The sequence below is a fragment of the Planctomycetota bacterium genome (genome assembly GCA_039182125.1).
In the GTDB taxonomy this organism is placed as follows: Bacteria; Planctomycetota; Phycisphaerae; order Tepidisphaerales; family Tepidisphaeraceae; genus JBCDCH01.
In genome coordinates this window covers 22,516-43,384 of the sequence record JBCDCH010000019.1, presented here as the reverse complement: position 1 = coordinate 43,384, position 20,869 = coordinate 22,516, and the positions used below count along the sequence as shown (strand labels likewise).

Annotated in this window: 19 protein-coding genes; 5 read left to right on the top strand and 14 right to left on the bottom strand. The window is 65.6% G+C overall.

The window, feature by feature from the left end:
• Positions 1–2: 2 nt before the first annotated feature.
• Entirely contained in the window at positions 3–752 is a 750-nt protein-coding gene (locus AAGD32_07025) for a hypothetical protein (GenBank protein MEM8873996.1), read from the bottom strand.
• Positions 753–898: 146 nt separating this feature from the next.
• Between AAGD32_07025 and holA the strand changes: the two genes are divergently transcribed.
• Positions 899–1,885 carry a DNA polymerase III subunit delta gene (holA, locus tag AAGD32_07020; protein MEM8873995.1) on the top strand — a complete coding sequence of 329 codons (987 nt, stop codon included), beginning with the start codon at positions 899–901 and terminating at the stop codon, positions 1,883–1,885.
• Here holA and AAGD32_07015 read toward each other — a convergent pair whose 3' ends face one another.
• Positions 1,886–2,524: a hypothetical protein gene (locus tag AAGD32_07015; protein ID MEM8873994.1), complete on the bottom strand. Its 639-nt coding sequence runs from the start codon at positions 2,522–2,524 to the stop codon at positions 1,886–1,888.
• A gap of 2 nt (positions 2,525–2,526) precedes the next feature.
• Positions 2,527–3,711 (bottom strand): phosphoglycerate kinase, encoded by a 1,185-nt coding sequence (locus AAGD32_07010; GenBank protein MEM8873993.1) that lies wholly within the window; start codon positions 3,709–3,711, stop codon positions 2,527–2,529.
• Between AAGD32_07010 and AAGD32_07005 the strand changes: the two genes are divergently transcribed.
• From AAGD32_07005 to AAGD32_06995, 3 genes are all read left to right on the top strand, one after another.
• On the top strand, positions 3,710–4,633 hold the full coding sequence (locus AAGD32_07005; GenBank protein MEM8873992.1) for a hypothetical protein: 924 nt from the start codon (positions 3,710–3,712) through the stop codon (positions 4,631–4,633). The genes AAGD32_07010 and AAGD32_07005 overlap by 2 nt on opposite strands.
• Positions 4,634–5,191: 558 nt before the next feature.
• Positions 5,192–6,643 (top strand): hypothetical protein, encoded by a 1,452-nt coding sequence (locus tag AAGD32_07000; GenBank protein ID MEM8873991.1) that lies wholly within the window; start codon positions 5,192–5,194, stop codon positions 6,641–6,643.
• A gap of 17 nt (positions 6,644–6,660) precedes the next feature.
• Positions 6,661–8,325, top strand: a complete 1,665-nt coding sequence (locus tag AAGD32_06995; GenBank protein ID MEM8873990.1) for an NAD+ synthase — start codon at positions 6,661–6,663, stop codon at positions 8,323–8,325.
• A 6-nt stretch (positions 8,326–8,331) separates the two neighbouring features.
• Here the strand turns inward: AAGD32_06995 and AAGD32_06990 are convergent, their stop codons facing one another.
• From AAGD32_06990 to AAGD32_06980, 3 genes are all read right to left on the bottom strand, one after another.
• Positions 8,332–9,069, bottom strand: coding sequence for a radical SAM protein (locus AAGD32_06990; protein MEM8873989.1), 738 nt, complete (start codon positions 9,067–9,069; stop codon positions 8,332–8,334).
• Positions 9,066–11,237, bottom strand: coding sequence for a pyruvate formate lyase family protein (locus AAGD32_06985; GenBank protein MEM8873988.1), 2,172 nt, complete (start codon positions 11,235–11,237; stop codon positions 9,066–9,068). The genes AAGD32_06990 and AAGD32_06985 overlap by 4 nt, the downstream gene beginning before the upstream one ends.
• A 106-nt stretch (positions 11,238–11,343) precedes the next feature.
• Positions 11,344–11,742 (bottom strand): hypothetical protein, encoded by a 399-nt coding sequence (locus AAGD32_06980; GenBank protein MEM8873987.1) that lies wholly within the window; start codon positions 11,740–11,742, stop codon positions 11,344–11,346.
• Between the two features lie 176 nt (positions 11,743–11,918).
• On the opposite strand from AAGD32_06980, the gene AAGD32_06975 reads away from it, so the two are divergent.
• Entirely contained in the window at positions 11,919–12,740 is an 822-nt protein-coding gene (locus AAGD32_06975) for a hypothetical protein (GenBank protein MEM8873986.1), read from the top strand.
• A gap of 10 nt (positions 12,741–12,750) precedes the next feature.
• On the opposite strand, the gene ilvD is transcribed toward AAGD32_06975, so the two are convergent.
• The 8 genes from ilvD to AAGD32_06935 all read right to left on the bottom strand — a co-directional run bounded on the left by ilvD (position 12,751) and on the right by AAGD32_06935 (position 20,857).
• The gene (gene ilvD / locus AAGD32_06970) at positions 12,751–14,460 is read right to left on the bottom strand and encodes a dihydroxy-acid dehydratase (GenBank protein ID MEM8873985.1); all 1,710 of its coding nucleotides are present in this window, start codon (positions 14,458–14,460) and stop codon (positions 12,751–12,753) included.
• Between the two features lie 32 nt (positions 14,461–14,492).
• Positions 14,493–15,773, bottom strand: a complete 1,281-nt coding sequence (locus AAGD32_06965) for a hypothetical protein (GenBank protein MEM8873984.1) — start codon at positions 15,771–15,773, stop codon at positions 14,493–14,495.
• A 17-nt stretch (positions 15,774–15,790) separates the two neighbouring features.
• Positions 15,791–16,615: a VOC family protein gene (locus tag AAGD32_06960; GenBank protein ID MEM8873983.1), complete on the bottom strand. Its 825-nt coding sequence runs from the start codon at positions 16,613–16,615 to the stop codon at positions 15,791–15,793.
• Between the two features lie 68 nt (positions 16,616–16,683).
• Positions 16,684–18,096 carry a lysylphosphatidylglycerol synthase transmembrane domain-containing protein gene (locus AAGD32_06955; protein MEM8873982.1) on the bottom strand — a complete coding sequence of 471 codons (1,413 nt, stop codon included), beginning with the start codon at positions 18,094–18,096 and terminating at the stop codon, positions 16,684–16,686.
• A 50-nt stretch (positions 18,097–18,146) separates the two neighbouring features.
• On the bottom strand, positions 18,147–19,253 hold the full coding sequence (locus AAGD32_06950; GenBank protein ID MEM8873981.1) for an RDD family protein: 1,107 nt from the start codon (positions 19,251–19,253) through the stop codon (positions 18,147–18,149).
• Positions 19,250–20,152: a hypothetical protein gene (locus tag AAGD32_06945; GenBank protein ID MEM8873980.1), complete on the bottom strand. Its 903-nt coding sequence runs from the start codon at positions 20,150–20,152 to the stop codon at positions 19,250–19,252. Before AAGD32_06945 ends, AAGD32_06950 begins: the two co-directional genes overlap by 4 nt.
• On the bottom strand, positions 20,152–20,661 hold the full coding sequence (locus AAGD32_06940; GenBank protein ID MEM8873979.1) for a hypothetical protein: 510 nt from the start codon (positions 20,659–20,661) through the stop codon (positions 20,152–20,154). The genes AAGD32_06945 and AAGD32_06940 overlap by 1 nt, the downstream gene beginning before the upstream one ends.
• Positions 20,662–20,680: 19 nt before the next feature.
• The gene (locus tag AAGD32_06935) at positions 20,681–20,857 is read right to left on the bottom strand and encodes a hypothetical protein (protein MEM8873978.1); all 177 of its coding nucleotides are present in this window, start codon (positions 20,855–20,857) and stop codon (positions 20,681–20,683) included.
• Between the last annotated feature and the right edge of the window lie 12 nt (positions 20,858–20,869).

The following is a 20,869-nucleotide window of genomic DNA, read 5'->3' as shown; positions in this document are numbered from 1 at the left end:
CGTCAACTCTTGCTGCTGATCAGTGCGTTGATCGGCTGAAGCACCTGCGGGACGATGCGATCGCTGGCGAGCTCGTCGGCTTTGTTCAGGAGTTCGTCGAACAGCTGCGGCGTCGCGCCTTCGCGGCGATTGCCCCAATACTGACGAATCACCAAGTACACGCTGATGACGTCCTCGTCGAAGTCACCGGTGCGGACCTCGTAGCTCCCGGTGCGCGTGACGACTTCGAGGCGGGCCTGCAGGCGGCAGTCCTCGCTGAGCGCGACCGTCGTCTTGGGCTGGAAGTCGAGCGGCTTGCCGGCCCCGGCGTCGAACAGGCAGGCGATCGGCGCGTCGCTCAGCAGCGCGTTGGCCACGACCTCGTCGTGGTTACCGGTGAACTCAAGGTCGAAGCCGAAAAGCACGTCCATGTAATCGATCTCGACCGGCGAGATGCCCAGGCCGTACGGCGCTTGTTCGAGCACCATGCGATGTAAGCCGGCGGCGTCTTCGAGTTCTTCGGGATTGACATGCCCGGCGGACAGGCGGGTCGGCTCGACGCTGAGCCAGCGGTAGGTCGGCGTGGAGCGGTCTTCCTCGATGGAAAACTCCCCCTCGCCGCCTCGCCTGAAGCGGGTCATGCCGGGGAATGCTTTCTGGGCCTGCTCGAAGAAATGGAGCAACGTCTCGCGGGTGTTGGGCAAGCGCATCTGCGTGCCGAGCCGCAGGTTGACGTAGAAGTCGTCGCAAAATGTGCCGTACGGCGTCGCCATCAGTGTGGGTTCTCCGTCGAGATGTATCGGTCGGGGCGGCACGCGCCACCACACCTGCTACCGTGGACACCCTGCATCGCGTCAAGGTACGCCGCAAAGGGCCAGACGCCAACGATTTTTCGCCGCCGACCGCTCGCACTCGCCTCATGGCCAAGACCGCCACCACGAACACAGCCGGCACGACCGTCAAACCCGGACTCCCGGTCTACGCACTCGTCGGCGAAGTCCCGTTCCTTCAACAACAGAGTCTGGCGGCGATTACGGCAACGCTATCCGATGAGCCGCAACGGATCGACGTGGACGGCGAGCGGGCCGGACTCGCCGAGGTACTCGACGAGTTGCGTAGCTTTGCGATGTTTGGCGGCGAGAAGCTCGTGGTTGTTCGCGACGCCGACGAGTTCATTTCCAAGCACCGCCCCCAACTCGAAGATTACGTTGCCGCGCCCGCCGATTCGGGGACGCTGGTGCTGCGTTGCCGATCGCTCCCGGGCAACCAGCGGATCGCCAAGTCGATCGCGAAGGTCGGTCAGGTGATCAAGTGCGAGCCGCCCAAGGAGCGCGAGCTACCGGCGTGGATCGAGCAACGGGCGCGGACCGCGCACGGCCTCGAGATGGATCGCGACGCGGCCGACCTGCTCGCCGACCTCATCGGCGCGGAGCTCGGCCGGATCGACAACGAGCTGGCGAAGCTCGCGTTGAACGTGGACGGCCCGGTCACCGCCCAGACCATCCGCGCCGGCGGCGTGGCATTCCAGCGGGAGCAGCAGATGTGGAGCATGACCGACGCGCTGAGCAGCGGCGACACGGCCGAGGCCGTGCGACGCTGGCGACAACTTCAGCAGACCGACAGTTCCGCGGCCTTCCGTGCCGTGACCTGGCTGGCGATCTGGGTCGAGAAAGCCACCGCCGCCAGGCGGATGAAGCTCCGCAGCAACGCCAGCGACTTCGCCATCGGCAAGGAACTACGCATCTGGCCCGCGAGCAACGTCGGGCCGCTACTGGCACAGGCCGAGACGATGGGCGACGTCGGGCTGCGGCGCGCGCTGGATCAACTCGCCCTGCTGGACCGGCGGATCAAGACTGGCTTCGCCAACGTCGGCCCGGCGGTGGAACGTTTTCTCGTGACGCTTTGATCACTCGTCCGATGCCGGCAACACATCCTCGATGCGAAACGCACCGTCGGTGATTTCGGCGACTTCCCCGCCCGCGGACGGAATGCTGAACGAGAAGCTGCCGACCGCGTCGGGGCCGAGTTCGTCGATGATCAACGTGCCGACCTGCGTATCGCCGACCGGGGCGTAGTACTCGACGGGCGCGGCCAGGGAACCGGCGGCATAATCCTTGGCATAAAGCTGGAACGACTCGATGTTCTGGTCGCCGCGGATGATCGGGTAGGTGCCCGGACCGTCGACGCCGGAGACGGTCAGAACAAACTCACGGGCGGGCTCGGTGCCGTTGCCCTGCCGGTCGCCGGATTTGGCGATCAGGCGGAACCGGCCGGTCAGCGTGTCGATGCCGGTCGGCTTTTCGGGGCGGTTGCCGTTGTCCTGGGAACGGATCGCCGGCTCGTAGGCGGCCATGAACTCGGTCGCGGCGAACTCGTCGCCGTTGAACGACGCGATCACGCCCGGCTCGCCAGCGTCATCGCCGCCGCAACCGACGAGGGTGCATGCAAAGACGATCAAAGCCCACGCCTTCAGGCGTGGGTCGGCGAGGCGTTTGGCGGACCCACGGCTAAAGCCGTGGGCTTTGGGGGTCGCAAGGTTGAACATGATCAATCGTCCAGCAGGTCGAGGGTGGTGAACCGGCCCTTTTCGAGGAACTCGAGACTCGCGCCACCGCCGGTGGAGACGTGGCTGACACGTTCGGAGAGGCCGAGCTTTTCGACGGCCGCGGCACTGTCGCCGCCGCCGATGATCGTGATGCCGCCCTTGTCGGTGCATGCCACACACGCGTCGGCGATCGCCTGGGTCCCGGCAGCGAACGGCACCTTCTCGAACACGCCCATCGGGCCGTTCCAGACCACGGTGCCGGCGTTCTCGACGATGTCGAGGAAGTGACTGCGGGTTTCGGGGCCGATGTCGAAGCCCTCGCGGCCGTCGGGGATGTCGCCCTCGACGATGGTCGTCGTGGCGTCGTCGGTCATCTCCGTGGCGGTGACGGTGTCGACCGGCAGCTTGAGCTTCTCGCCGGCTTTCTTCATCAGGCTCGTGGCGAGGTCGACCTTGTCCGGCTCGACCAGCGAGTCGCCGACCTTCTTGCCTTGGGCGAGGAAGAACGTGTACGCCATCGCGCCACCGATGAGCAGTGTGTCGGCCTTGTCGAGCAAACGCTCGATCACCTTGATTTTGTCGGAGACCTTCGCCCCGCCGAGCACGGCGACGAACGGCCGCTTCGGCTCTTCGAGCGCGCCGCCGAGGTACTCCAGTTCCTTGTTGATGAGAAAGCCAGCGACACGCGGCTTGCCGTCGAGCAGCTGCGGAACGCCGAAGGTCGAGGCGTGTTCGCGGTGGGCGGTACCGAAGGCGTCGTTGACGTAGACGTCGGCGAAGACGGCGAGCTGTTTGGCGAAGTCGGGGTCGTTCTTTTCCTCGCCGGCGTGATAACGGAGGTTTTCCAGCAACAGCACTTGGCCATCCTGTAACGCATCCACCTTGGCGGCCACCGCGTCACCGATGCAGTCGTCGGCGAAGTCGACCGAGGTGCCGGGCAGCAGCGTTGCAAGATGCTTGGCGACCGGAGCGAGGGTGAACTCGGGCTTTCGTTGGCCCTTGGGCCGACCGAGGTGGGACATGAGGATCAGCTTGCCTCCGCCGGCGAGTACCGCCTTGATCGTCGGCAGCGCCTGGGTGATGCGGCGATCGTCGGTGATCGTCTCGCCGTCCAGCGGCACGTTGAAATCCACACGCATCAGCACACGCTTGGAAGTGACATCGATATCGGCGACGGTCTTTTTCATGGTTTGGGCGCTTTCCTTCGGCCGGGCGGGCGCGATGCTAAGCGAGGTGCCCAGACGGTCAAGATGGATCCCGGCGTTGGTGTGTACAGCGTATGCGACAGTTACGCTGCTCGGCGTGGCGTTGCTCGGATTGGCCGGCACGCCGGCGGGCGCGGAGCTCTCGGCCGCACGTTCGGTCTTCGCCGCGACCAACGCCGCCAGCGGGTCGGGGCTGCCGACGGGGTACACGTTCAACGTGCTGGGCACGGCGGTCGTCTGGACGCTGGGCATCGGCGGGATGTTCGCGGTGCTCTGGCCACTTCTGGGGGGACGGGCTGCGTGGCTGTTGCCGTTGGCGATCGTGAGCCCGAGCGGGTTCGCGACCTGGGGAACGGCGAGCGCGTGGATCGGCGTGCCGGTCGCGCTGGTGGTGAGCACGTCGGCGTTGTGGCTGGCGAAGGGATCGACAACCGAACCCCGACGATTCCGGGCCTACTGGCTGCTGCTCCCGATCGCGTTCTTCCCGTTGGCGATCCGGGTGTTGCTCACCGGGACCACCGTGCAGGACACGGCGTTGATGACACTGCTCACGCTGTTGCACGTCGGCGGCGTGGCGATCCTCGTACGACCCAAGCCGTGGCTGGCAGGCGTGTTGGTGCTGTACACGTTGACGTCGATGTTTCTGCTGGCGACCGAGCCGAACGTACCGCCGATGCGGGTGTTGACACTCTCGGCGTCGGCGGCGTCGACCGGCGGGACCGACGTGGGTCCGATCAACGTCTCCGACAACGCCCTACTCGCGCTCGGAGTCACTCAGACGCTGGCGAAGTGCTGGGCGCTGTGGCTGGTGTGGACACGGGTTCCGCTGGCGGATCGGTGGGCCGGGCGTCCGGCGTCGGCTCAGGCTCTGTCGGGCCCGGCTCCGGAGCCGGACGCGTCGTAGCCGGCTCGTCCGTTGCCGGCTCCTCGACCCGCTCCTCCTCAGACGGTCCCGGCTTCTCCGACTCCGCCGGCTCGAGCGGCACCAACGGGTCGACCAACGGCGCGGGCAATTCCGCCGCAGCGGCGCCGAGATACTGATCCCACCGCTTCTTCAACTCGGGATTCGCCGCGATGAATCGCTTCCAGGCGGCGTAGTGGCTGCGGAGAAAAAACGTCCGCTCGGCATGGTCGGCCGCGTCACGCCGCAGGACTTTCGCCTCGGCCTCGAGCGCGGCGAGTTGGGCTTTGAGTTGCTCGTTCTCCCGGTTGAGCTCGGACTTGCGGTCCTGGGCTTGTTTGAGTTGGGCCAGCGCGTCCTCGTAGTCCTTTTTGTAGTCGCGACTGTCCTGGGCCGCCGCGACGGCCGGAAACAAGGCCAGGCACAACCCGGCCGCGAGGCAACTTCGGGGGAAGCGTGAAAGCGTCATCTCCCATAGCATACCGCCGTCGGCAACTCCCGCCCCGCCGGCGCATGGTTCACACCAGTCCCCGCTTCGTACCCCCGCCGGAGGTCGCCGCTTTGATCCGATTCCCGTGCAACTGTGGCAACGAGATTGCCGTTCGCGAAGACATGGCCGGCGACGTCACCCAATGCGGTCGTTGCGGCCGGCTGGTCGACATCCCTTACCTCGAAGACCTCGACAAGATCGACAGGGACGGCGCGTTCAAGATAAACGTCGACACGCCGAATCCAGACAACAAACTCGACGAGGTCCCCGGGCAGGGCGTGGTACTCGAGTACCGCGGGAAGAAGGGCAAAAGCCCCGACCGCCGGACTTCGTTGGAGAAGTTCATGGCCGCCGGCGCGCCTGCGGATTTCGACAAGCCGGCCAAAAGTCGACCCAAGTACGACCCTGAGACCGGCGAACTCATCGCGCCGCTCGACATCGCCGATCGCGGAGTCGACGCGCAAACCGTCACGCCGATAGACGAATCTGACCCCCATCTTTCAACCGGGGGCCACACCGACCCCCGGCAAGCCGACAAGAGCAGCACGCTCCGCTACGCCGACCGCAACACCCAACCACGCGTGTCACTGGTCAGTCTACCGGTCGAGCTGTTCATGGCGCACAACGCGTTCGTGATCATGATCCTGTTCGCCGGGCACATCCTGCTCAACGTGTACTTCGCGTTGCCGTTGGCGTTCATCCTGTTTTTGAGCCTTGCCGGGTTCCTGCTCATGCTCGGCGTCGTCGGGCACTACGGGAACACCATCGAAGACACCGGCCCCGAGCAGCGCGACGAGATCCCCACGCTCTTCCGCAACGCGAGCTTCGCCGAGGACATCTGGCTGCCGTTCGTGCGGGTCGTGGTGGCGACGTGCGTCTGCTTCTGGCCGATGATCCTGGTGCAGGCCGTCGGGCTGTACGACCGAGCGGCCGGCATTTCCGCGGGGGTCGCCGGACGCGCCGCGCCCGAGCCGACACTGCCGTCCGAAGCCGCACTGATCGCGCTGGGCCTTTGTGCGATCACGTTTTTCGCTTTCCCGGCCGTGCTGCTCATCACCTGCACCAGCGGGTCGATGGCGAACCTCGCACCTCACCGCATCGCACGCACCATGTGGGGCGGCGGGCTCGGCTACATCTGGTGTCTCATGCTTTTCGCCATGGCGTTGGCCGTCACGCTCGGATCGACCGGCGCGTTCAACGTCGCGCTCGCCCTGGCCTTCGATCAGCTCCCGCCGGTGGCCATCCCGACCTGGGCATTCGTGTTGGCCGGATCGGCCGGCACGCTCATCGGCGTCTACCTGCTGCACCTCGCGTGCTTCTCACTCGGGCTGGTCTACCGCAAACACCACGGAGACTTCCGCTGGGTCCATCAGCATTTCGAAAAGGTTGAACGTGACGACGCGATGAGCAAGCTCGAGAAGTTCCACAAGCGTGAACGTGCACGACAACGGGCCAAAGCGCGGCGTTCGCTGGTCGACACGGAGCGCCGCGACGAACGCCAACTCGCCGCGTTGCGTAAGTAGTTTTCCTAAGCTGACGCATGCGTCTCGCCCTTGCACAGATCAACCCGACGGTCGGCGACCTGCCGGGGAACGTTGCGAAGCATGCCGATTGCATTCAACGGGCCGCCGATGCGGGAGCGACGCTGGTCGTCTTCCCCGAACTGTCGCTCACCGGCTACCCGCCCAAGGACCTGCTGCTCAAGACGGAGTTCATCGACGCGCAACTGGACGCGCTCGGCGAACTCGCGGGCATGTCCAACGGCATCGCGGCCCTCGTCGGCTACGCCGAGCGGAACACGGCCCCGATAGGCCGGCCACTGCACAACGCCGTCGCCCTACTCGCCCATGGCAAGATCGAATCGCGACACTTCAAGACGCTTCTGCCGACGTATGACGTGTTCGACGAGAGCCGATACTTCGAACCCGGCCCCAACGACGAACGCAACAACATCGTCACCGTCAACGACTCACGCGGTGAGGACACGCCGGTCGGTGTGTCGATCTGCGAAGACCTCTGGAACGATGAACGGCTCATCCCACGTCGGCTTTACCACAGCAATCCGATCCGCGATCTCCATGCCGCCGGCGCGAGCCTCATGGTCAACGCGTCGGCGTCGCCGTTCGTGGTCGGCAAGCATGACTTCCGCCGCGAACTCTTCGCCGCCCAGGTGAAAGACGTCGGGCGGCCGCTGGTGTACGTCAACCAGGTCGGCGGCAACGACGAGTTGGTCTTCGACGGCAACTCTCTCGCGATCGACGCCGCCGGCAACATCATCGCCCAAGCCAAGGATTTCGAGGAAGACCTCCTCATCGTCGACCTCGACACCGGCGACTACCGCAACGAACTCCACAGCACCGGCATCGAATCGATCCGCCGTGCGCTCGTGCTCGGCCTGCGGGACTACGTTCACAAGTGCGGCTTCGAGAAAGTCGTCATCGGACTCTCCGGCGGCATCGACTCGGCCGTCACCGCCGCGCTGGCCGTCGAAGCATTCGGCCCCAAGGCGGTCACCGGCATCGCGCTGCCGTCACGCTACTCGTCGGGGCACTCGGTCATCGACGCCGAAGTGCTGGCCGACAATCTCGGCATGCCGTTCCACATCGTGCCGATCAAGCCGATGCACAACGCATACGCCGAGGCTATCGACCCGCTGTTCAAAGTGCAGGGACTCACCGAGGAAAACCTCCAGGCTCGCATCCGTGGCGCGACGCTCATGGCCCACTCCAACGAGACCGGCGCGCTACTGCTGACCACCGGCAACAAGTCGGAACTTGCCGTCGGTTATTGCACGCTCTACGGCGACATGTGCGGCGGACTCGCGGTCATCTCCGACGTGCCCAAGACCGACGTCTACGCCCTGGCCCGTCACATCAACGAGCACGCCGGCCGAGAACTGATCCCCGAAAACACGATCACCAAACCGCCCTCGGCCGAGTTGCGTCCGGACCAACTCGACACCGATTCGCTGCCGGATTACGACGTGCTCGATGACATTCTCGAGCGATACGTCGAGGACGACGCCCCCATCGCCGACATCATCGCCGCCGGCCACGACGCGGAAATCGTGCAACGGATCATCCGGCTTGTCGACATCAACGAATACAAACGCCGCCAAGCCGCTCCGGGGCTGAAGGTCACCAGCCGCGCCTTCGGCTTCGGCCGCCGCATGCCCATCGCCCAGCGCTACAGGCCCAAGCTTTGAAGGTCGTCACCCGACAAGTTTGTTCCACCGCGCCACCTCGTCAGCTTGTGGCAAGCGGAACCGGACCGTGGCCTCGTCGCGCCACTTACCGACGCCAGCGTCGTGGTACGGCAACAACTCAACGCCACCCAGTTGCAGCGTGTCGCGCAGTTGCTTGATCGCGTCGAAGTGCTCGGCGGTGTCGTTAACGCCGGTGATGATCGGGCAACGCAGTTGAATCCGTGCACCGGCTTCGGCGAGCATGCGGAGATTGTCCAGTACCAAATCGGCCGGCGCGCCGACCATCGCGCGATGCTCGGCATCACCGGTGATCTTGTAGTCGAAGTGATACAGATCCGTGTACGGCAAGGTCCGTCGCAGCCGATCGGCACTGACTGCACCAGACGTGTCGAGGCAGGTATGAACCCCCGCATCCCGCGCGGCCGAGAGTAACGCCACCGCGAACTCGGGCTGCATCATCGGCTCGCCGCCCGAGATCGTCATCCCGCCACCGCTGCTTCGGTAGAACGCATCGTCACGCCGGACGATGTCCATCACCTCGCCGACGCCCATCTCCCGGCCGACCGTCTTCGCTGACCCGTCCGCGGCGGTCCGTTGTTCGGGGGTGAGCCGTTGCGACTCGGGGTTGTGGCACCACGGACAACGCAGCGGGCAGCCCTTGAGAAACACCACCGTCCGCAAGCCCGGCCCGTCGTGATAGGCCGCACGCTGAACATCGAACACGATGCCTCGCACGTCGCTCATCGAAGACTCCCGTGACAGGTCCGGCTGATGATTTCACGCTGCACATCCCGGGCGAGTTCGACGAACCGCGCACTGAACCCGCCGACACGCACTAGGAGATTCGGGTGACGCTCGGGATGCTCGTAGGCGTCGAGCAGATCGTCGGCGTTGACGACGGTGATCATCAGTTGTGTCCCGCCGAGGCCGAAGTAGCCGCGGAGTAATGCGTCGGTCCGTGGACAGTTGCACTCGGAGAACAAATCCGGGCTGAGCTTGAGGTTCTGCACCGCACCGGCGTGGACGGTCGGATCAAGGCGAGCAAGGGAGCGGAGCAACGCGGTGATGCCGTTTCGGTCGGCCCCGCCGGCGGGGTTGTTACCGTTGGCAAACGGCCTGCCCGCCGGGCGACCGTCGGGCGTCGCGCCGGTGTGTCGACCGAGGATCGTGTTGGCCTGATTGTTGATGATCACGACGAGATAACTGTCGAGCCCGACACGCTTGCCGTGCTTGCGGGTGACCCCACAGAGCGTGCGGTGCTGCTCGGCAGCGAGGTCGTCAACGGCAGGGTCGTCGTTACCCCATTTGGGCGCGGCGACGAGTCGTGCCCGTACTTCGCCGTGGCCGACGAAATCCGCCCGTACCGCCGACCGGAGTCGGCCGAAGGTCAGTGACTTTTGTTCGTAGACACAACGGCGGATCGCGGCCAGGCCGTCGGCGGCGTTGGTATTGCCGTAGGTTTCGAGCGTGCCGCCGAGGTGGGCGCAGCCGCCGTCAAACATCGCCCGACCGCGTCGCATCGAATTTTCGTCGAGCAATGTGAAAAACAGGAACGCCCCTTCGGCGGCGGCGACGTCGTACGCCAACGCCTCCTGCTCCGCCAGCGCAGCGACATTGCGTTCGACCCGCCGGTCGTACGCACAACGCAATGCGTTGAAGTCGGCAAAGCCTTGGCTGGGCGCGTCGAGGACGACGTTCCGCAACACGGCCGGCAAGTTCAGCACGCCGTTGGGCGAGCCGAACGAATGCCCTTCAATCACGTACTCCCCGCAACCGAACGGCACATACCGCTCGGCCAGATCCTGGCTGACGCCGAACGCCCGTTCGACGGCCGGCACGTTCACGGCGTCATTGTAAAGCATCGGGTAGGTCAGCCCCGAGCCAATCATGTCGAGCGCGGTCTCGTACAGCGCCGGGTCTTGTGCGTCATCAAGGCGGAGCGTGAGTTGCGGCTCGGGCGCGGGGGCTTCGCGAGTGGCCTGCAACGCGAGCCGGGCGAACTGATCGGCCGCCTCGGGATTGCGTCGGCCGCGACCGCCGATGATGACGCGCCCGTTGAACGTGGTCTTTCGTTCTTCGATGCACCGCCAGAGCGCAGTGACCAACCGCTGGGCAGAAGCGTCATCGAGCCGACCGGCGGCAAGGTCCGCCGCCAGAAACAGGCCGGCGTAATCGTCCATGCGCCCGAAGTTTCGCCCGCCACTGATCAGCACCGTCAACCACACCAGTTGGAGGGCTTCACGCAGCGTCTCCGGTGGGCGCCTGCAGAGACCGTCGAGCGTGGCCGAAAGATGCCCGTCACCGATCGCCTCGGCCTCAACCGCGTACCGCCGGCAAAGCCCGGTCAACACCTCGACCGCGTCGACCAGCCCCCCGCGCAGCATGGCGTCTTCGACCTGCCGTGCTTCCTCGGCAAGCCCCGGTAAACCGAGACGGAGAACTCGCCCGAAGTCCGGGCTGAACCCCGCGAGCCGGTACAACGGGAACGCCTCGCCCGGCTCGTCCGTCCATGCGTCGCTCGGCAGTGTTGCCGTCAGATCGGCCGGATACGTCTGGCGGACAAGATTGTCGGTGCGATGGTCGTGCCAATAGCGTTCGACCTGTCCAATCCGATCGGCGTGCATCCCCCGCGTCCGCTCTCCGAGCCAATCTGGAAGCCGATCCGGATGGAAGCAGAACCCCAGCCCCTGATCCTCCGGGGAAAACAGCAACGGCAGTTCGTTGAGTCGGCCCGCAAACACGTCGCCTCGTCGCAGGGGCGCGAACTGCAACGGAACCTGCAACCGCAGGCATGCGGCCTCGCGAACCGCCGGCGGCGCATGGGCGAACCGGCGGTGCGTGTCGGTAAACACCTCGAGGTATGCGAGCTTCAACTCCGAGATCCCGGAATCGGGTCGCTGCGGATGATTCATGGGCGAACCTCTCGTTCACCCGAATCATCGACCGACAGCAAGACCGCTGCCACCCAATTGGACGACAAAAAGATACGATTAGTTGATATTCAACTCGCCCACGGCCTTAGAGAATAATCAGCCAGAAAAGCACGCAGAAAATCGCTAGAGCGAAAATCGAGATAACCGTCGCGGTCGTGATGCTGAACCGATTCGCGTCGGTGTTGTACACCGTGGCATCGGGAGTGGCGGCGTAACGCCCGTGCGACTCGACGTCCGAATCCAGTTTTCCGCTCTCCGGCTCGCCCTTGGTCGGCGTCTCCTGCTCGGGCGTCGTCTTCTTGGACTTAAGTTTCTCGAGGTCCGGCGAGATCGGGTTGGCCGACGGCTTAAGGTCGTGCTTGGGCAACGTTTCGGCCGGCTCGAGCGCGTAGTCGCCCGACGAATCGTGGCCCGCCACCGTCGCCCGGTGACCCTTGGGTGTGCCGTCGGGGTTGAATGCCGGAGGTGCGGGCGGCTTGGCCATGTGAGCAGGTTAGCGACTCTCGCCCCGTTCCGCAGCATCTGATCGCCGCGCAGGGAACTACTCGAAAGTACACCGAATAGCACCACCACCAACGACGAATGGTACATGCCGGAATTTCCTGAACCGGGCTACGTTTCACCCCTCGTTTTCACCCGCTTTCTCGAGGAGAGAAAACCATGTCCATCAGAACACCTGCCGCGCTCACCATCGCCGCGGCTTCCGCGTGCGTCACCCTCTCGACCACCAACACACATGCACAATCGACCGTCAGCGGCGTCGTCATTCTCGACTTCGAAGGCGACATCGGCTCCGGGTCGATCGCCCCGTCGGCCGTGCCGATCAACGGCCTGACGGCCGACGACCTCGACGCGACTTTCGGCGGCACCATTGGCGCGATCCAGGACGGCTCGGGCTTGTCGGTCCCGCTCGACACGCCGCTGCAGGTGAATCCCGAAGGCTCGAACCTTTTCGTCAGCCTCGGCGCGGACGCGGGAGCACAAACCACGGTGTCGCTGACGATCAGTGAGTTGACCGGCACCGGCTTCGTCGGACCCGGCATCGGCGACGCGGATGACACATTCGACGGCGTCGCCGCCACCGAGGTTGCCGCCGACTTCTATGAGTTCGCGCCCGGCAGTTCGGTGACGTTCACCTACAACGACCTGCTCCCGAGCAGCACCTACACGATCGCGTCGTTCAGTTCGAACATCGCGGCGGGGATCGGGCCGGACAACGCCGGGCTGGCGACAGTCGGTGGGGCAAGTGTCGAGTTCCTCCCCGCCGCGGTCGGCACCGCAGGCACGGGAACGCTGTTCAACTTCGTCGACGTGATGTCGGACGTCGACGGCACGCTCGACATCACTTTCGCCGCCCCCAACGCGGGACCGACGTTCGTGAGCGGCTTCTTCATCGTCGGCGAGTTCAACCAAGTTCCCGAGCCGGCATCGGCGCTGGCAGGACTCGTCGGGGCCGTCATGCTCGTCCGACGCCGGCGGTGATGCACAGGGCTCACAGCTCGTTGAGTTGCAGGGACTTGACACGTGCGGGGCTGGTGACAGCCCCCGCGCTGGCGGGGCCGACGAGGGTGGCGAACTTCCAGAGCACGCCGCCGTCGTAGTTGATCGGCGGCGGCACGAACGCCGCGCGGCGGCGGGCCAACTCGTTGTCGTCGACTTCCAACTCGATCGTGCCGGCCTCGGCGTCGACGGCGATCATGTCGCCGTCACGCACCAGCGCGATCGGGCCGCCGACCATCGCTTCGGGACCGGCATGGCCGACCATCAGGCCGCGCGTCGCGCCGCTGAACCGGCCGTCGGTGATCATGCACACGTCGTAGCCCAAACCCTGCCCGACGATCGCGGCGGTGACGCCGAGCATCTCGCGCATGCCGGGCCCGCCCTTGGGGCCTTCGTAGCGGATGATGACCGTGTCGCCAGCGACGATTTTGTTCGCGCTCACGGCAGCCATGGCGTCTTCCTCGCAGTCGAAACACTTGGCCGGGCCGCGGTGCTGGAGCTTCTTCACGCCGGCGGTCTTGATGACCGAGCCGTCGGGGCAGAGCGAGCCGCGCAAGATGTTCAGGCCACCCGTCGGCGAGTACGCCTTGGACGCCGGGACGATCACGTCTTGACCGTCCTTGAGCTTCACGTCGGCGAGGTTCTCGGCCATGGTCTTGCCGGTGACGGTCAGGCAATCGCCGTGGATGAGATCGGCGTCGAGAAGCACCTTGAGGATCGCGGGGATGCCGCCGGCTTCGTGGACGTCGAGGGCGGTGTATCGGCCGAACGGTTTGAGGTCGGCGATGATCGGCGTGCGTCGGCTGATGCGGTCGATGTCGTCGAGCGTGAAGTCGATGCCGAGCTCGTTGGCAATGGCTGGCAGGTGCAACGCGATGTTGGTCGAGCCACCGGTCGCGGCGGCGATCGTGACGCCGTTCTCCAACGCCTTGCGGGTCATGATGTCGCGTGCCGTGATGCCGTCGGCGAGCAGGCGCATCACCGCCTTGCCGGCTTCGACGGCGTACTCGTCGCGGGTCTCGTCGACCGCTGGCGGGCTTCCACTCATCGGCAAGCTCATGCCCAGCGCCTCGGCGACGCAAGCCATCGTGTTGGCCGTGAACTGCCCGCCGCAGCTGCCCGCGCTCGGGCACGCCACGCATTCCATCTCGTACAGGTCGTCGTCGGACATCTTGCCCGCCGCGTGTGCGCCGACGGCTTCGTAGACGTCCTGCACGGTGACGGGCTTGCCGCGAAAGTTGCCGGGGAGAATCGTGCCGCCGTAGAGGAACACGCTCGGCAGATTGAGCCGGGCCATCGCCATGAGCGTCCCGGGCAGCGACTTGTCACAACCGGCCACGCCGACGACCGCGTCGTAGCCGTGACCATGAATCATCAGCTCGATGCTGTCGGCGATGACCTCGCGCGACACCAGCGACGCCTTCATCCCCTCATGGCCCATCGCGATGCCGTCGGAAACGCTGATCGCGGTGAACATTCGTCCGGTGCCGCCCGCCGTATCGACGCCGCGCTGGGCGGCACGGGCTTGGCGGTCGAGCGTGATGTTGCACGGCGTCGCCTCGTTCCACGTGCTCGCCACGCCGACCCAAGGCCGATGAATCTGTTCGTCATCCAACCCCATCGCCCGGAAAAACGCCCGGTGCGGCGCGCGGGAGGGACCTTCGGTGACTTTCGACGAATGCGTGCGGGGCAGATCGGACATGAAAGCCACGATAGCGACCGTCGCGGCAAACCTCACGGCAACGGCAGATCGTTAAACTCGAACGGGATCACACGCTCTTCCATTTCCAGCGGGATGTGCCAGACGAGGCGGGTCGGACGGGCCACGGGGGCGTCGTTGTCGGCATTCTCGTTGTGAAACTGGTAGCGCAAGTCGGCTTCGATCGACTGCTCGTGGCGTCTGGAGCGGGGCACCATGGGGCGGACCGTACGGCCATCGTTGAGCTCCAAGCGAAGACCGGCAAGAAACGAGGGGTCCGACGTAATCTCGCCGACGTTCTTGATCTTCACGTGGACGGTGAACCGACCGGCCCCGGTTTCGCGGAGCTTACCGACCGAAAGGTCCGTCTTGAGATACGACGTTTCGCCCGTGTTTTCGAGCGGGTTGTCGATGACGAACTCGTCGCTGCGTGTTTCGACACGGAGAGAGACGGTGCCGGTGAGCTTGCCGATGGCTTCGGGCGCGTCCTCGGCGAAGGACAGATCGAGTGGTCGCGTGACGATGTGGAAAAGGCCGCCGCTGGCTTGGCCGTGGTGATGTCCGTAATCGTTGGGTCCGGTGCGGATCTCCTTGCCATCGGGGGTTACAACGCGCTCGAACTCGATCGTCGGTTGTCCGAGCGTGCGGAGCTTGGGCTCGACGAGCACGAGAAAGGTGATACTCCCGTTGGTGTGACGGTCGGCGGCCCCGTGCGCGAGGTTGACCGACGCGTGCTGGTTCAGCTCGATACGGCGGGCCTCGATCTGAACCGCACCGGCGCGGTGCAACGGATAGTCCGGCCAATCCTGCTCGCCCCACGCCCAGAGCTGGCCTTGCCCGTGCTCGCTGACCGACAAGCCGCAACGTGGTATCACCTCGCGTAGCGCATCGATCAACGGCACGTCCTGCAAGTCGACGCTGACGTTACCGTGCTGGCCGAACTCCTGCCAGTTGTTCGGCTCGACGACGAACTTGAAATCGATCGCCTCCTCCAACGCGGCCAACGCATCAGCCACGGGAACCTTGTCGAGCTTGAGCGAGACGCGCGACTCACGCAGCCGGCTCGCTGCACCGAGTTCGACCAAAAGTGTCCGGGCCAACGCGCGGACTTCCGCGTCATCGCTATCGAGGGCCAGCTCCAAGGCGACGCGGGCCGCCTCGCCCTGCTCCCGCAGGCCGCGCATGGCTTGACGGCGATCGCGGAACTGCTCCGAGCCAAGTTGTTCGACGAGCGCCGCAACTTCCGACGACACTTCGGCCTGCCGGGTCGTGGGCACGACGACGAACAAACACGTCAACAACAACGACGGCACCATGCCCACACGTTAACCCCTCATTTCGCCAGCGTCGCGATCATTCGCCAGAGTTGGTGCGGGCTCACCGGACGCTGGCCAAGCTCATGCATGGCTTTGTTGAACGCCTCATTCACTTCGTCGAAACGCGGTGCGTAGGGAAGTCGGTCGCGGCGGCTGAGTTCGTCGCCGAGCAGGTCAGCCAGCAGCTTGCGGGCATCATCGGACACCGGCGGCGGCTTGAGACGCGCCTTCGCCTTCTCGCCGTCTTCGGTGAGCTTGGGCAGTTGGCCGGCCTTGCGGCAGTTGAGCAGGTGCCGCCAGGTCTCCTGCCGCGTGGGCTGCGGGTCGTTGAAGTGCTGGGCGTAACGCTCGTGTAGTGCCTCGAAGTGCGGCGTGTAGGGCAGGTCGTCGGCGGTGCGCCCGACTTCCTCGTACAGCTTTCCGAGCACCTCGCGCTTGGGCGTCACGGGTGTCTCGACGCCGGGGAAAAGTGCGCCGCTGCTGCGCGTGTCCTCGGCGGCTTTCTCGTCGACGCTGCGATCGAGGATGAGCATGACGTTTCCGAACGGGTCCTTGATCGTGGCGCGGTAGCCACGGGCGATGCGTGTCGGGGGGCCTGTGAAGGTGAGTCGGAGTTCGCCACGTTGCTCGTACATTTGTCGGACCGATTCGACGCGGATGAAGACGCCTTCGGCCGGCAGGTCCGGGTCAGCGTGGAGTAACACCTCGCCGCCTTCCTTGAACTTCAACAATGCGACCTGCTCGTCGGAGCGGATGGCTTCGAGCCCGAACGTCTGCGTCCAGAACCGCGCGGCGGCCGGCACGTTTTGCACACGCAGCAGAAGTCGATCGAGGCCGAGCATTCGCCAAGCGTAGTCTCCCGTCGCCACACGGGGATCACGACGCGGAGGGGATCACGACGCGGAGGGGATCACGACGCGGAGGGGATCGGTTCCGCTGCCGGCGTGTCTGGCTCGGCATCGTCCGACGTCTTGCCTTCGCCGTATCCGCCCTTGAGCACAAACAGTCCGCCGGTGAGGTACCAAAGGATGTGCGCGAGCCGGATGAACATCGTGAGCGCGAACGCCTCGCCGACGGTGACGCCCTGCCGCTGGAGCAGCAGCACGGCGAAAAACTCTTGCACCCCCGCCCCCTGCGGCGTGATCGGGATCGAACCGACGAGAATGATCACCGGCACCGCAACGAGGTAAAACATCGGCGTCACTTCCAGCCCGAACGCCCTGCCTCCGAGGTAGCCGCAGAGCACCACGGCGATGTGCACCGGGAACGTGAGCGCGATCGCATACGCCACCAGCCCGGGCCGACGGGCGTAATCCTCGAGGGCTTCGATCAGCCCCTTGGTCCTGGCCGCACCCGGGAGCTTGGGCAGGAGGTCGACAATGCCGAACCGGTCGCGAGACGCCGGATGAAACAGCACGAACGCGCCGACCAGCAGGAATGCGAGTACGACGAAACTGATGATCGCGACCTGCATGCATGCCCGACCGGTGGGCGTGTCGCTGCCGGCGGTGACCCAGCCGTAGACCGCGCCGCTGCCGCCGAGGATGATCAGCGCGACCAGCCCGACGCCGCGATCGAAGAGCACGCTGATGACGGCACGCCCTTTCGCCGAGGTCTGCCGGGCCGCGTACACGGCCTTGATCACGTCGCCGCCGGTGCTGCCCAGTAGGAACGAACTGTAAAACAGCCCGACCATGTTCAACGTGAGCGTCCGACCGAACGTCAGCGTAATCCCCACACCCTGCAACAGTTTCTGCCAGCGGACCGTGGTGAGCAAGAACGTCGACGGGAACGCGAGCATGCCCAGCGCGAGCAGCAACGGGTCGGCGTCGGCGACGAGATGCCTGAGCCCGATCTGGATCAACGGCTGCTCCATCGACAGGCGGTATGGCCGGCCGTTGACCGTGGCGAGTTCCGGGTCGATCCAGCGCCCCACCTCGCCATCACGAACGAGCAACGCTTCGACGACGGGTTGGCGGTCGACCTCGCGGAGCCGCATGCCGAGCAACGCCGTCGGCGCGCCGGCAACGGTCACTTCGCCGCGGTCCGGGCCGCGCACGAGCCGGTCACGCGGCACCGTCTCGGTCGTGCCGTCGTCGTGGTACTCGACGTCGAACCTCGACCCATCGAACGGCTCGATGATCGCCGCATCGCGAGGAATGTTGTCGGCATCGAGCACGAGCGTCTGATCGCGGATGGTCAGATGGGTGACGACCCATGCGATCCCGGCAATGGCGATGCCCCAACGCAGTGCAAAACGCAACCAGCCGATCACGCGGGCTTTCGTATCGGCGGGCGGGTTTAGCTCGGGAGTGTCGGGCACGGAACGTCGAAGGATACGCGATCGCCCGGACAAGATCACGACGGGCCAGGTCACGACGGCGCGGACGTGGGCCCGACCGACACCGGGGGCGTGCGCTGCACGACCATCGTCCGTGCCGCCGCGTCGCCCAACCGCTGACGCAGGGGATGCACCAGCACGATCACCAACGGGAAGATCGGCCACACGTCGGCAATGCGAAGGATGTTGCGGGTGAGCAGCGCGCCCAAGGTCGCGGGCTTACCGTCGAGGTCGACGACATCGAGCCCGGCGATCCACTTGCCGATCGAGCGCCCGGTCGCCAGTTCGACCGCGGCGGTGAGCAGAAAGTACAGGCTGAAACCGCCAATGAGCACGACGACCGACGCCGTCCCGGCCGGCAGCGCGTCGATCGCATACGTGTACGCAAGGTAGCTACCCACCGGATAGCCGAGGATGATGTCGACGACACCCGCGAAGAACCGGCGCCCCGCCCCGGCGGGCGCGACCTTCGCCTCGGCGATCGGTGGCGGTGGGCTGCGCAACGACATCGTTCCCCACGCCGTCGCCGCGAGCATCGCCAGGAGCAACCACACCGGCCACGACGGCGGCTTCGGCGGGGTCACGTTGAAATCAATCGGCGTCGAATCACCGACAGGTGTACCGCTGGCGTCGAACGCCTGTACGGACACGCCGGTGTCGGTCGGCGTGAACACATAACGGCTGCCCGCAAACTCCACCGCCACCTCGTCGGCCGGTTCGGGAAACACAAGCGTCGTCTCGGCCCACGCCCCGTCGAACGCGAGCGGTCCGTCGGCGGTGTTGCCCAGGATGGTGCCATCGACCGTTGCCAAGGCGGTGATCGGACGCGGCGCGGTCACGGCCGAAGCCCGGCCCGGTGCGATGAGTCGAAGGTTGCCCGCTTCGTCGAGCACCAACGCATCGCCCCGAAACACCGCCAGACCCACCGCCGACGACGTGAGTTTGCGAACGCGCTGCCAACGCCCTTCGGCGAACCGTTCACGCCGCACCAAGACGTCCACCGTCTCCGAACCGTCGGATGTTTCGACCGTGGTCGGCACCGTGACGAACAGGTGCGTGTCGTTGGACGCCGCGTGCAGCCCGGCGTCGGCTGATGCTGCCGAGAGCAACACCGCCAGGATGGGCCACAGCCGGCTCAACGCACACCGCCCGCATTGAGAGGGGCATCGTCGAGGTTCACCACGTTCCCCACGCCCGGCCGGGCCGGATCGGGTGCGGCGAAGCTACGGGCTATCGGGAAGCGTCCGCGTCTGAGCCGAAGTTGTCCGAGCGTGAGTTGCATGACGCTGCCGGTCTCGGGAAAGAAGAGATCGTAGCGGCGGGCAAGTCGAGTGCCGCCGGCGTCGGTGACTTCGGTGTGATCCGACAGATCCCCACGCACGATCACCCGGCCCTGCGGATCAAACAAATGCACGTAGCGCGGCAATAACGTCGCGCGGTCGTACCACACCTCGCGCACCGCAACCACCCGCGACCCGCCGGGCAGATCGTCCCGCCGCTCGTGCCACGTCACCATGTACACGTCGTCGTCCGGGTTGAACCGCACCACCGGAAACGGCTCGGCGAGCAGGTCCGCGTCGAAGCCGGCGAGCCCGAACACGTCGGCGAGTTGATCCGGCCGCACGGGCAAGGCACGCTGGTCGACCGCATCGATGCCGTCGATCGCGCCGTACCAAAGCGTGTCGGTGCCGCCTTTGACCAAGGCCCAATACGTGTCGGCGTTGAGCCCGACGTCGAAGACGCGTTGGCCGGCCTTGTCGCCAAGGACGCGCAGATCACCGGGCTTGCGGTGTTGGACGACCAGCGAACCATTGACGAAGTCGGTGCGGTCCGGCGAGACGAACTCGGCCTCGAACGTGCCGTTGGCCCACAGCGTCGGCAGCGACTCCGCCCGCGCGCGTAGCTCCGCGATCAGTGCCGCCGGTTCCAGCGTCGGCCCGAGGTATGGGCCGTCGTTCATCGCGACGGGTTCCGTCGCCGTTGCGCAACCGCCCAGCAACGCCAAGAGCACCACGACACGCGTATGGAACCGGTCCATCACAACTCCGCGTTGAGGATTTCGCCGAGGTTCGCGCTGACGTCGGCGATCTGGTCTTGGCTGAGCTTGGGATCGTGTAGTTCGACGGCACCATCGTGGGCCTTGGCCGCGCCGAGGTTGGACCAATGCATCTGCCAGACGTTCCCCTCGCTGCCGTCGTACGCCAGCAGCCGCTTTCGCATGAGGATCAGACCGAGCACGAAACGGAACTGTCGCTTGTCATCTTCCTCACTGTCGGCGAGCCGTTCGAACAGGTCGCAGAGTACCGCATCGTCGACGAGCAGCTTCTTCTTCTCGGTCGGCTCGGGCATGGTCGCCTGCCAGTGCGCGATCACGCCGTTGCGGTCGAAGGCTTCCCACGAGCCCGGCAACACATCGACGCGTTGCAGGCCTTCGTCGGTGTCACGCAGGGCCGAGTGGAAGAGCGTGCCCGGGACGATGTCCGCGCCCGAGACGTAGCAGACGCCGCCGGGCTTGGTGACTGAATAAGAAGCGGTGTCTGCGGCCATCGTGATATGGTACGCCGACTCAACTCACCGAAAACGTCCGGCAATCGGTCCCGCCGGGCCCGACGCGGATGCTCACCGGCTTCGCGCACTTGGGGCAATGCCCTGCGTACCGCTTGCCGTCCTTGGTGAGGTAGATCCGCGAATACGTCTGGCAACAGTCGAAGCGGATGGAGAGGAAGGGACGGGAAGACGGCACCCGTACTCCATC

What these genes read in the sequence shown, in the direction of transcription:
- AAGD32_06945 (MEM8873980.1), bottom strand. Translation starts at nt 20,152, where the DNA reads ATGGACCGGTTCCATACGCGTGTCGTGGTGCTCTTGGCGTTGCTGGGC.
- AAGD32_06965 (MEM8873984.1), bottom strand. Translation starts at nt 15,773, where the DNA reads ATGGTGCCGTCGTTGTTGTTGACGTGTTTGTTCGTCGTCGTGCCCACG.
- AAGD32_06960 (MEM8873983.1), bottom strand. Translation starts at nt 16,615, where the DNA reads ATGCTCGGCCTCGATCGACTTCTGCTGCGTGTGCAAAACGTGCCGGCC.
- AAGD32_06940 (MEM8873979.1), bottom strand. Translation starts at nt 20,661, where the DNA reads ATGGCCGCAGACACCGCTTCTTATTCAGTCACCAAGCCCGGCGGCGTC.
- AAGD32_07025 (MEM8873996.1), bottom strand. Translation starts at nt 752, where the DNA reads ATGGCGACGCCGTACGGCACATTTTGCGACGACTTCTACGTCAACCTG.
- AAGD32_06980 (MEM8873987.1), bottom strand. Translation starts at nt 11,742, where the DNA reads ATGGCCAAGCCGCCCGCACCTCCGGCATTCAACCCCGACGGCACACCC.
- AAGD32_06985 (MEM8873988.1), bottom strand. Translation starts at nt 11,237, where the DNA reads ATGAATCATCCGCAGCGACCCGATTCCGGGATCTCGGAGTTGAAGCTC.
- AAGD32_07015 (MEM8873994.1), bottom strand. Translation starts at nt 2,524, where the DNA reads ATGTTCAACCTTGCGACCCCCAAAGCCCACGGCTTTAGCCGTGGGTCC.
- AAGD32_07010 (MEM8873993.1), bottom strand. Translation starts at nt 3,711, where the DNA reads ATGAAAAAGACCGTCGCCGATATCGATGTCACTTCCAAGCGTGTGCTG.
- AAGD32_06995 (MEM8873990.1), top strand. Translation starts at nt 6,661, where the DNA reads ATGCGTCTCGCCCTTGCACAGATCAACCCGACGGTCGGCGACCTGCCG.
- ilvD (MEM8873985.1), bottom strand. Translation starts at nt 14,460, where the DNA reads ATGTCCGATCTGCCCCGCACGCATTCGTCGAAAGTCACCGAAGGTCCC.
- AAGD32_06975 (MEM8873986.1), top strand. Translation starts at nt 11,919, where the DNA reads ATGTCCATCAGAACACCTGCCGCGCTCACCATCGCCGCGGCTTCCGCG.
- AAGD32_06990 (MEM8873989.1), bottom strand. Translation starts at nt 9,069, where the DNA reads ATGAGCGACGTGCGAGGCATCGTGTTCGATGTTCAGCGTGCGGCCTAT.
- AAGD32_07005 (MEM8873992.1), top strand. Translation starts at nt 3,710, where the DNA reads ATGGTTTGGGCGCTTTCCTTCGGCCGGGCGGGCGCGATGCTAAGCGAG.
- holA (MEM8873995.1), top strand. Translation starts at nt 899, where the DNA reads ATGGCCAAGACCGCCACCACGAACACAGCCGGCACGACCGTCAAACCC.